Origin of the sequence: Hydrogenophaga sp. SNF1, from assembly GCF_034421675.1 — a bacterium.
Classification (GTDB): Bacteria; Pseudomonadota; Gammaproteobacteria; order Burkholderiales; family Burkholderiaceae_C; genus Hydrogenophaga; species Hydrogenophaga borbori.
In genome coordinates, this window is the sequence record NZ_CP139793.1 from 463302 (window position 1) to 473918 (window position 10617).

Annotated in this window: 11 protein-coding genes; 7 read left to right on the forward strand and 4 right to left on the reverse strand. The window is 71.3% G+C overall.

Going from position 1 to position 10617, the window contains the following annotated elements; genetic code table 11:
• The first annotated feature begins 8 nt into the window (after positions 1-8).
• A complete protein-coding gene (locus SOM08_RS02240) occupies positions 9-1472 on the forward strand; it encodes a TrkH family potassium uptake protein (RefSeq protein WP_116958613.1) in 1464 nt (487 codons plus the stop codon).
• A 110-nt stretch (positions 1473-1582) separates the two neighbouring features.
• Here SOM08_RS02240 and SOM08_RS02245 read toward each other — a convergent pair whose 3' ends face one another.
• On the reverse strand, positions 1583-2287 hold the full coding sequence (locus SOM08_RS02245; RefSeq protein ID WP_322469976.1) for a glutathione S-transferase N-terminal domain-containing protein: 705 nt from the start codon (positions 2285-2287) through the stop codon (positions 1583-1585).
• A 95-nt stretch (positions 2288-2382) separates the two neighbouring features.
• Here SOM08_RS02245 and SOM08_RS02250 point away from each other — a divergent pair, with 95 nt between their 5' ends.
• Entirely contained in the window at positions 2383-2784 is a 402-nt protein-coding gene (locus SOM08_RS02250; protein WP_116958615.1) for a YchJ family protein, read from the forward strand.
• Complete coding sequence (locus SOM08_RS02255; protein ID WP_181936460.1) at positions 2781-3422, forward strand: HAD family hydrolase; 642 nt, start codon at positions 2781-2783, stop codon at positions 3420-3422. The genes SOM08_RS02250 and SOM08_RS02255 overlap by 4 nt, the downstream gene beginning before the upstream one ends.
• Positions 3423-3434: 12 nt before the next feature.
• On the opposite strand, the gene SOM08_RS02260 is transcribed toward SOM08_RS02255, so the two are convergent.
• The 3 genes from SOM08_RS02260 to SOM08_RS02270 all read right to left on the reverse strand — a co-directional run bounded on the left by SOM08_RS02260 (position 3435) and on the right by SOM08_RS02270 (position 6397).
• Positions 3435-4556: an alpha-hydroxy acid oxidase gene (locus SOM08_RS02260; protein ID WP_322469977.1), complete on the reverse strand. Its 1122-nt coding sequence runs from the start codon at positions 4554-4556 to the stop codon at positions 3435-3437.
• Between the two features lie 7 nt (positions 4557-4563).
• Entirely contained in the window at positions 4564-5244 is a 681-nt protein-coding gene (locus SOM08_RS02265; RefSeq protein ID WP_322469978.1) for a Fe2+-dependent dioxygenase, read from the reverse strand.
• 130 nt (positions 5245-5374) lie between these two features.
• The gene (locus SOM08_RS02270; RefSeq protein ID WP_245980907.1) at positions 5375-6397 is read right to left on the reverse strand and encodes an AraC family transcriptional regulator; all 1023 of its coding nucleotides are present in this window, start codon (positions 6395-6397) and stop codon (positions 5375-5377) included.
• 118 nt (positions 6398-6515) lie between these two features.
• Here SOM08_RS02270 and SOM08_RS02275 point away from each other — a divergent pair, with 118 nt between their 5' ends.
• From SOM08_RS02275 to SOM08_RS02290, 4 genes are read left to right on the forward strand one after another with little or no spacing between them, the layout of a single operon-like run.
• Positions 6516-8123: a carboxyl transferase domain-containing protein gene (locus tag SOM08_RS02275; RefSeq protein WP_116958619.1), complete on the forward strand. Its 1608-nt coding sequence runs from the start codon at positions 6516-6518 to the stop codon at positions 8121-8123.
• An 8-nt stretch (positions 8124-8131) separates the two neighbouring features.
• Entirely contained in the window at positions 8132-8647 is a 516-nt protein-coding gene (locus tag SOM08_RS02280) for a DinB family protein (RefSeq protein ID WP_322469979.1), read from the forward strand.
• 30 nt (positions 8648-8677) lie between these two features.
• On the forward strand, positions 8678-9814 hold the full coding sequence (locus SOM08_RS02285) for an acyl-CoA dehydrogenase family protein (RefSeq protein ID WP_116958620.1): 1137 nt from the start codon (positions 8678-8680) through the stop codon (positions 9812-9814).
• Position 9815: 1 nt separating this feature from the next.
• Complete coding sequence (locus SOM08_RS02290) at positions 9816-10607, forward strand: enoyl-CoA hydratase/isomerase family protein (RefSeq protein WP_116958621.1); 792 nt, start codon at positions 9816-9818, stop codon at positions 10605-10607.
• Positions 10608-10617: the final 10 nt, after the last annotated feature.

A 10617-nucleotide genomic window follows, 5' to 3' on the forward strand; every position in this document is an offset into this window, starting at 1 on the left:
GAGCGACCATGCAATCCCTCTGGCTGCCCGTCCTCAACGTCTTCTCGCGCGTGCTGCTGGCGTTCTCGCCGACCTTCCTGGTGCCCATGGCCTGGGCCTGGTTCCTCGACAAGGACCACCACGTGCTGGTCTGGGCCTTCGGCTTCGCGGCCACCGTGTGCAGCGGCTGGGCCCTGTGGATGCTCACGCGGCGGCACCGCCGCGAGCTCATGCCGCGCGACGGCTTCCTGCTGGTGAACCTGGTGTGGGTGGTGCTGCCGGCCTACGCCGCCGCGCCGCTGTACTACAGCGTCCCAGACCTGAGCCTGAGCAAGGCCTACTTCGAGGCCATGAGCGGGCTCACCGCCACCGGCGCCACCGCGATCTCGGGGCTGGACCTGCTGCCGGTGTCCATCAACGTCTGGCGCTGCTTCCTGCAGCTCGTCGGTGGCCTGGGCATCATGCTGCTGGTGGTGGCCGTGCTGCCGCTGCTGGGGCTGGGTGGCATGCAGATCTACCGCGCCGAGACGCCCGGCCCCATGAAGGACACCAAGTTCACCCCGCGCATCGCCGAGACCGCGCGCGGCCTGTGGGGCGTGTACGCGCTGTTCTCGGTGGCCTGCATGCTGGCCTACCGCTGGGCCGGCATGGGCTGGGCCGACGCCTTCATGCACATGTGCACCACCATGGGCCTGGGCGGCCTGTCGCCCTACGACGCCAGCTTTGGCCACTACAACTCGGCGCGCATCGAATGGGTGGCCACCGCCTTCATGACGATGGCGGGCATCAGCTTCCTGCGCTACTTCGTGGTCATCAAGCACCGCTCGCTGCGGCCCATCACCAACGACCGCGAGATCCGCACCTACCTGGTGGTGCTGGCCGCCGCCATCGCCGTGGTGACGCTGCTGCTGCTGGTGAACGGGGTGTACACGGACTTCGGCACCGCCCTTCGCAGCGCGGCCTTCCACGTGGTCTCGGTGGCCACCACCACGGGCTATGCGTCGGTCGACTACGCGCAGTGGCCGGTGTTCGTGCCGGTGCTGCTCATGTTCCTGGGCTGCTTCGCCTCCTGCGCGGGGTCCACGGGCGGCGGCATCAAGATGGTCCGCATGGTGCTGCTGATCAAGCAGGCGCGGCGCGAACTGGTCCGCATCATCCACCCGCGCGTGGTCAACCCGGTCACGCTGGCCGGCGGTGTGGTGCCGCCGCAGGTGATGAACGCGGTGTTCGGCTTCATGCTGATCTATGGCGCGGCCACCGTGGGCCTGACCATGATGCTGCTGCTCACCGGCCTGGACATCGTCACCGCCTTCTCCGCCGTGGTCGCCACGGTCAACAACATCGGCCCGGGCCTGGGACTGGTGGGGCCGGCGAGCAACTACGGCGTGCTCAACGACGGCCAGATCTGGGTGCTGAGCTTCGCGATGATGCTGGGCCGGCTGGAGCTGCTGACGGTGCTGGTGCTCTTCACCGGCCACTTCTGGCGGAAGTAGGAAGCCCGCCTGCGCCGCTGCGCGGCTTCCCCCCGGAGGGGGACGGCGCCTGCGGCCTGGCGAAGCCAGTTCCGCGGCGCCCCTGGACGAAGACCCTTCGTGCGTGAGACTTAGTCGCGCGCCGGGATGTTGAGGCCGCGCTGCACGGCGGGGCGCGCGACGAAAGCCTCGAGCACGCGCTGCACCTCGGGGAAGTCCTGGAAGCCGACGATCTCGCCCGCGCCATAGAAGCCCACGAGGTTGCGCACCCAGGGAAAGGTGGCGATGTCGGCGATGGTGTACTGCTCGCCCATGATCCAGCGCTTGCCCTTGAGGTGCTGGTCGAGCACCGCCAGCAGGCGCTTGCTCTCGTTCACGTAGCGGTCGCGCGGGCGCTTGTCCTCGAAGTCCTTGCCGGCGAATTTGTGGAAGAAGCCGAGCTGGCCGAACATGGGGCCGATGCCGCCCATCTGGAACATCAGCCACTGCAGGGTCTCGTAGCGCGCGCCGGTGTCGCGGGGCAGGAGCTGGCCGCTCTTGCTGGCCAGGTAGACCAGGATGGCGCCCGATTCCCACAGCGCCAGCGGTGTGCCCTCGGGGCCCTGCGGGTCGATGATGGCCGGGATCTTGTTGTTTGGGTTGAGCGAGAGGAACTCGGGCGAGAGCTGGTCATTGGTGTCGAAGCGCACCAGGTGGGGCTCGTACGGCAGGCCGGTCTCTTCCAGGGCGATGGACACCTTCACGCCGTTGGGCGTGGGCAGGGAGTAGAGCTGGAGGCGGTCCGGGTGCCGGGCCGGCCACTTCTTCGTGATCGGGAAGCTGTCGAGAGCGGTCATGGGTTCTCCTTGGGGTGCGCGCATTGTGCGGTCCGCCCCGCGTGGCCCCAGGGATTGCAGGGGCATCGATAATCCGTTCTCTCCCGCGATTTCCGATGCCCACCCCCACCAGCGCGCCCTGTCCCTGCGGCCGCGGCCCCGCCTTCAACGCCTGCTGCGGTCGCTACCTCGGCACCGCCACCGCCGCCCCCGACGCCGAATCGCTCATGCGCTCGCGCTACAGCGCCTTCGTGCGCGGCGACGTGGCGCACCTGCTGGCCACCTGGCACGCCAGCACGCGGCCGGCCACGCTGGACCTGGAGCCTGGCGTGAAATGGCTGGGGCTGCAGGTGCGCGCGCACCGCGCCATCGACGCCGAGCACGCCGAGGTGGAGTTCGTCGCGCGCTCGCGCGTGGCGGGCCGGGGCCAGCGCCTGCACGAGCGCAGCCGCTTCGTGCGCGAGGGCGGGCAGTGGTTCTACGTGGACGGCGATTTTCCGAACAAGGACAAGTGGTGAGCTTCGAGGCGATTTTGTTTGACTGCGACGGCGTGCTGGTCGACAGCGAACCCATCACCAACGGTGTGCTGCGCGAGTCGCTCATCGAGGCCGGCTGGGCGATTTCGCCCGCGGATTGCGAGCGCCTGTTCATCGGCCGCGCGGTGCGCGACCAGCGCGCGCTGATCGAGCAGCACACCGGCCGCCCCTGGTCCGAGGAATGGCTGCAGGCCTTCTATGCGCGGCGCAATCAGCGCCTGCGCGCCGAGCTCAAGGCCATCGATGGCGTGCACGAGGCCGTGGCGCGGCTGCACGGGTCGGTGGGCGGGCGCATCGCCTGTGCCTCGGGCGCCGACCGCGCCAAGGTGGTGATGCAGCTCGAGCAGGTGGACCTGGCGCGCTGGTTCGGCGACGCCGTCTTCAGCGGCCACGACCTGCCGCGCTCCAAGCCCGCGCCCGACGTCTACCTGGCCGCCGCCGCGCACCTGGGGGTGGACCCGAAGCGCTGCCTGGTCATCGAGGACACCGCGCCCGGCGCCCAGGCCGGCCTGGCCGCGGGTGCCACGGTCTGGGGTTTCTGCACCCAGGGCCATGGCCGTGCCTTCGAGGGCCTGCCGGTGGCGCGGGTCTTCCACCACATGCGCGAGCTGCGGCTCTGAGCGGGGCGCGGCTCAGCCGCCGCGCCAGAGCCGGCCCTCGTCGATATCCGCCAGCGTGCGGCAGCCCGTCAGCGCCATCGCCATCTCCAGCTCCGCGCGCAGCAGGTGCAGCACGTGCGCCACGCCGGTCGCGCCGGCGGTGGCCAGGCCATGCAGCACGGGTCGGCCCACCAGCACGGCCGAGGCGCCCAGGGCCAGCGCCTTGAACACGTCGGTGCCGCGGCGCACGCCACCATCCAGCAGCAGGGGCAGGCGGCCGTTCACGGCGCGCGCGATGGCGGGCAGGGCATCGATGGTGGCGGGCACGGTGTCGAGCACGCGCCCGCCGTGGTTGGAGACGATCGCGCCGGCCAGGTCCTCATCGGCCGCGCGCACGGCGTCCGCGGGCGAGAGCACGCCCTTCAACAGAATGGGCAGCGCGGTCTGCTCGCGCAGCCAGGCGATGTCGCGCCAGGTCAGCGCCGTGTCCAGCAGCGGGCTGCCGAACAGGGGCGGGCGGCCCAGGGGCGCGGTGTGGGGCGGCAGGGCCCGCGCGCCCTGCAGGTTCACGGCGCTCAGGCCCGGCGGCAGCGTGAAGCCGGCGCGCTGCTCCCGGTTGCGCGGGCCGCTCACGGGGGCGTCCACCGTCACCACCAGGGCGCGGTAGCCCGCGGCTTGCACGCGGTGCACCAGCTCGCGGGTGAAGCCGCGGTCGTGCTGCACATAGAGCTGGAACCACAGCGGCGCGGTGGCCTGGCGCGCCAGCGCTTCCAATGGCAGGCCGGCCTGCGTGCTCACCACCATGCCCGCGCCCAGGGCGGAGGCGGCGAGCGCCGTGGCCATTTCGCCGTCGGGGTGGGCGAGCTGCTGGTAGGCCACCGGGGCGACGAAGATGGGGTGCTCGAAGGCCTGGCCCAGCAGCGTGAGCCGGGTGTGGCCGCCGGCCAGTTCGGCCAGCGCGCGCGGCGCCAGGCGCAGGCGCTGGAAGGCGGCCTGGTTCTCGCGCAGCGTGATTTCATCCGCCGCGCCGCCCTGCAGCCAGGCCCAGGCCGCGGGGGTCATGCGTTCGCGCGCCAGCGGTTCGTAGTCGCTGACGGCGGCCACCTCGGGCGGGATCTGCGCCAGCGGTGGCTTCATGTCGTGTGGGCTCACCATGGCGACCTCAGGTGTTCGCCCATTGCCGCAGCAGGTTGTGGTACACGCCGGTGAGGCGGTCCAGCGCGGGGTGACCGGGCGCGTCGCGCACGAGTTGCTGGATGGCGGTGTCGAGTTCGAGCATCAGTGTGCGCTGGCTGTCGTCGCGCACCAGGCTCTGGACCCAGAAGAAGGCCGCCAGCCGCACGCCGCGCGTGACCGGGGTGACGTGGTGCAGGCTGGTGCCGGGGTAGAGCACCAGGTCGCCGGCCGCCAGCTTGGCGCTGTGCTGGCCGAGGCTGTCCTGCACGGTCAGCTCGCCGCCGTCGTACTCGTGTGGCTCGCTGAAGAACAGGGTGGCCGACAGGTCGCTGCGCACCCGGTGCGGCGTGCCCGGCACGCTGAAGATGGCCGCGTCCACGTGCGCGCCGTACCGGCCGCCGCCCTGGTAGCGGTTGAAGCGCGGCGGCAGCACCTTCAGCGGCAGGGCGGCCGACAGGAAGAGCGGGTGCTGGCCCAGGGCCTGCAGGATCAGGTCGCCCACCTGGCGCGCCGCCGGCTGGTCGTCGCCCAACTGCTGGTTGTGCTTGACCTGGGCGGCCAGGTGGCCGGCGGTGGCGCGGCCGTCGGTCCAGTCCGCGGCCTCCAGCGACTGGCGGCACTGGCGCAGCTGCTCGGGCGTCAGCACCTGGGGAATGCGCAGCATCATGGGCAGGCAATTTAAATGAGAACGATTCCCGATTGTGACCGGCTTTTGTCCGGAGACACCGCGGAGCCGGCTTGGCCGGGCCGAAGCCGCCTTGCGGGGCGGGCCACGCTCGGCGGGGCCACTGGCCCCCTCAGCGTCGCCGGAAGTCGCCGGGTGACTGTCCCGTCCAGGCCCGGAAGGCGCGGATGAAGCTCTTCTCGTTGCGAAAGCCCGCCGCCTCGGCCACCTGTTTGATGGGCCGGTCGGTGCGCAGCAGCAGCTGGCTGGCGCGTTCGCGCCGCACCTCGTCCTTCAGGGCCTGCAAATGGGCGCCTTCTTCCCTCAGCTGGCGGTGCAGGGTGCGTGCCGAGGTGTGCAGCAGGGCGGCCAGGTCGTCGGCGTTGTGGGTGTCCAGCGGCTGGCGGGCCAGCAGCTGGCGCACGCGCTGCACCAGCAGGCGGTCGCGCCGGTAGGAGCGCACCGTCAGCGGCAGCGCGCGCTGCAGCAGCTGGCTCATGGCGGCTTCGTCGCGGCGCAGGGGCAGGGCGAGGTAGCGCGCGTCGAAGTGGATGGCGGCCTGGTCCGCGCCGAAGCGGGCCGGGGCGTCGAACAGCACCGCGTAGGCCTCGACGTGCGGCGGCGGCGCGTAGGGGAAATGCGCCTCCAGCAGGGGGATGCGCGAGTCCACGAACCAGGCCGCCAGGCCGTGGATGTTGCGCAGCACCGAGACCACGCACAGCTCGGTGAGCGGGCCGGGGTCGCGGCGCAGGCGCAGGTTGATGGCGGCGCGCTCGCCGCTGGTCTCGACCGAGAGCGCGACCGCGTCGGCCAGCAGGCCGTGGTGGCGGCACCAGCGCTTGAGCGCCACCGCCAGCGTGGGCGAGGACAGCGAGGCGCGCGCCAGCAGCCCGTAGCTGCCCCAGGGCAGCGCGCGCTCGAAGCAGCCCAGGGCCTCGTCGTCGAGCTCGCGCATGGCCGCGTAGGACACGGCCTCCATCTGCGCGGCGGTGATGCGCGCGTGCGGATCATTCAGGCGTTCTGGCGGAATTTGTGCCTGCGCCAGGGCCGCCGCCGGGTCCATGCCGCGCGCCCGGTAGGCCAGCGCCATGGCCTGGACCAGTGCCATGGGCGTGAGGGCGGGGCCGGGCAGCAGGTCGGGGGTGTCCGCGGGCATGGCGCGAGTGTGCCACCGCGCCAGTCTTGCTGGCGCGATTTGCAACCGCCATGGCGGCCGGCGGCGGCGGCCCGGGGTGTACCCTCGCCCTTCGTTCGCCCACCACACGAGACAGGCCATGCCCATCCTGGAGACCAAGCTCAACCCCCGATCGGCCGAATTCCAGGCCAACGCCGAGGCCATGCGCGCCCAGGTGGAGGACCTCAGGGTCCAGCTCGCCCAGGCCGCCCAAGGCGGCGGCGAGGCCGCGCGCGCCAAGCACGTCAAGCGCGGCAAGCTGCTGCCGCGCGAGCGCGTGCAGATGCTGCTGGACCCCGGCACGCCCTTCCTGGAGCTGGCGCCCCTGGCCGCGCACGGCATGTACCACGGCGACGCGCCCTGCGCCGGCCTGATCGCCGGCATTGGCCGGGTGAGCGGCGTCGACTGCCTGATCGTCTGCAACGACGCCACCGTCAAGGGCGGCACCTACTACCCCATGACGGTGAAAAAGCACCTGCGGGCGCAGGAGGTGGCGATGCAGAACCAGCTGCCCTGCATCTACCTGGTGGATTCGGGCGGCGCCAATCTGCCCAACCAGGACGACGTCTTCCCCGACCGCGAGCACTTCGGCCGCATCTTCTACAACCAGGCCAACATGAGCGCGCAGGGCATCGCGCAGATCGCGGTGGTGATGGGCTCGTGCACCGCCGGCGGCGCCTACGTGCCCGCCATGAGCGACGAGACCATCATCGTGAAGAACCAGGGCACCATCTTCCTGGGCGGCCCACCGCTGGTGAAGGCCGCCATCGGCGAGGTGGTGAGCGCCGAGGACCTGGGCGGCGGCGACGTGCACACGCGCCTCTCGGGCGTGGCCGACCACCTGGCGCAGAACGACGCCCACGCCATCGCGCTGGCGCGCCAGGCCGTGGCCACGCTGAACCGCCGCAAGGAGGCGAGGCAGGCGCTGATCGAGCCGCGCGCGCCCAAGTACCCGTCCGAGGAGCTGTACGGCGTCATCCCCACCGACACCCGCAAGCCCTACGACGTGCGCGAGGTCATCGCGCGCCTGGTCGACGGCTCCGAGTTCCACGAGTTCAAGGCGCGCTTTGGCAGCACCCTGGTCTGCGGCTTCGCGCACATCGAAGGCATGCCCATCGGCATCGTGGCCAACAACGGCGTGCTGTTCTCCGAAAGCGCGCAGAAGGGCGCGCACTTCATCGAGCTGTGCGGCCAGCGCAAGGTGCCGCTGCTGTTCCTGCAGAACATCACCGGCTTCATGGTGGGGCGCAAGTACGAAAACGAGGGCATCGCGCGCCACGGCGCCAAGATGGTGACGGCCGTGGCCACGGTGCAGGTGCCCAAGTTCACCATCATCATCGGCGGCAGCTACGGCGCGGGCAACTACGGCATGTGCGGCCGCGCCTACAGCCCGCGCTTCCTCTGGATGTGGCCCAACGCGCGCATCAGCGTCATGGGCGGCGAGCAGGCCGCGAGCGTGCTGGCCACCGTCAAGCGCGACGGCATCGAGGCCAAGGGCGGTTCCTGGAGCGCCGAGGAAGAAGCGAAATTCAAGCAGCCCCTGCTCGACCAGTTCGCGCACCAGTCCCACCCCTATTTCTCCAGCGCCCGCCTGTGGGACGACGGCGTGATCGACCCCGCCGACACGCGCCGCGTGCTGGCGCTGGCGATGTCGGCCACGCTGAACGCGCCCATCGGCGATCCCAAGTTCGGCGTGTTCCGCATGTGAGCGCGGCCATGGACGCCCGCGCCCATTTCCTCACGCTCGCGCGCTACCACGCCTGGGCCACGCGGCGCCTGCTGGAGGCGGTGTCCGCGCTCGACGAAGAAGCCTACCGGCGCGACGTCGGCCTGTTCTTCAAGAGCGTGCACGGCACGTTGAACCACCTGCTGGTGGGCGAAGGCCTGCTGTGGTTCCCCCGCTTCGCGCGCGGCGAATCGCCGGCGCTGGCCTTGGACATGGAGGCCGAGCCCGACCGCGCGCGGCTCGCGCAGGCGGTGCTCGACGGCGCGCTGGCGTGGGACGGCGCCATCGCCCACTGGGCCGCCGAGCGCTTCGACGGCCGCCTGCGCTACACGCGCTCGAATGGCGAGGCCGTGGACCTGCCCTTCGCGCCCGCGCTGGCCCATGTGTTCAACCACGCCACGCACCACCGCGGCCAGATCACGGCGGCACTGACCCTGCTGGGGCAGCCGGGGCCCGAACTGGACCTCGTGCGCTACCTGCAGCTGCAGGCAGTTCAGCCCGGCTGAAGCCGGCCATCCTTGACGGAGACACCAGCCTTGGAACCCACGATCTACGACACCCCCGAGCACCAGACCCTGCGCGAGCAGGTGGCGCGCTTCATCGCGCGCGAGGTGGAGCCGCACGGCATGGCCTGGGAGCAGCAGGGCTTCGTGCCGCGCGAGGTGCTGCGGCGCATGGGCCAGGCCGGCCTGCTGGGCATCGCCTTTGAGGGCGAACACGGCGGCGGCGACGCCGATGCGCTGACCAACCTGGTGTTCGCCGAGGCGCTGTCGCAGAGCACCTTCGCCGGCTTCGTGATCACCGTGCTGGTGCACACCGACATGGCCGGCCCGCACCTGCACCACGCCGGCAACGCCGCGCAGAAGGCCCGGCACCTGCCCAAGGTCTGCGCGGGCGAATCGATCTGCGCGGTGGCGATCACCGAACCCGGCGCGGGCTCCGACGTCGCCGGCATCCGCACGCGCGCCGTGCGCGAGGGCGATGAATGGGTGCTCAACGGCACCAAGATGTTCATCACCAACGGCGTGCACGCCGACCTCTACTTCGTCGCGGCCAAGACCGGGCCGGGCAAGCGCGAGGTCTCGATGTTCATCGTCGAGAAGGGCACGCCCGGCTTCAGCGTGGGCCGCGCGCTGCACAAGACGGGCTGGCTCAGCTCGGACACCGCCGAGCTGGTGTTCGACAACGTGCGCCTCCCCGCCGCCAACCTGCTGGGCGAGGAGGGCAAGGGCTTCTACGCGGTGATGAAGAACTTCCAGACCGAGCGCATCGCCCTGGGTGCCATGGCCGTGGGCCATTGCCAGCGCGCGCTGCAGCTCACGCTGGACCACGTGCGCCAGCGCCAGGCCTTCGGCGGGCCGCTGTGGGACCAGCAGGTGATCCGCCAGCGCCTGTCGATGCTCGACGCCAAGGTGCGCGCGGCGCGCCAGTTCATGTACCACTGTGCCTGGGCGGTCACGCAGGGCAAGGACATCGTGCAGCAGGTGTCGATGCTGAAAGCGCTCACCGGAGAACTGGTGAACGAGGTGGTGCAGACCTGCCAGCAGTTCCACGGCGGCATGGGCTTCATCCGCGAGACCGCCATCGAGCGCCTGTGGCGCGACGCGCGCGTGCTGGCCATCGGCGGCGGCGCCACCGAAGTGATGCTGGAAGAGGTTGCGAAGAGGTACTGACATGAGCGATGTGATCGAGGTTTCCCGCCCCAGCGCGCACGTGGCGCGCGTCTGGCTCAACCGCCCCGATGTGCGCAACGCCTTCAACGACGAGGTGATCGCCGCGCTCACGCACGCCTTCGGCGCGCTGGCGCAGGACGCGGACCTGCGCGTGGTGGTGCTGGGTGCGCACGGCAAGGCCTTCTGCGCCGGCGCCGACCTGAACTGGATGAAGGCCATGGCCGGCTATTCGTGGGAAGAGAACCGCGCCGACGCCCAGCGCCTGGCCGACATGCTCTGGACCCTGGACCAGTGCCCGGTGCCCGTGGTGGGGCGCGTGCAGGGCGACTGCTACGCCGGCGGCATGGGCCTGGCGGCCATCTGCGACGTGCTGGTGGCCGTGGAGGGCGCGACCTTCTGCCTGTCCGAGGCGCGCCTGGGCCTGCTGCCGGCCACCATCAGCCCCTACGTGGTCCGCGCCATGGGCGCGCAGGCCGCGCGCCGCTACATGGTCACGGCCGAGCGCTTCAGCGCCGCGCAGGCCCACGCCCTGGGCATGGTGCACGAGCTGGCCACGCCCGAGACGCTGGACGCCACGGTCGAGGGCATCGTGGCCACCCTGGCCAACAACGGACCGGCCGCCGCGCGCGCCTGCAAGGCCCTGGTGCGCGACGTCGCCGGCCAGCCGCTCACGGCCGAGCTGCGCGCCGACACCGCGCGCCGCATCGCCGACATCCGCGCCAGCGAGGAAGGCCGCGAAGGCCTGGCCTCCTTCCTGAACAAGCGCGCGCCGAACTGGCTGCCGCCGCAGTGAGCGCCCGGCC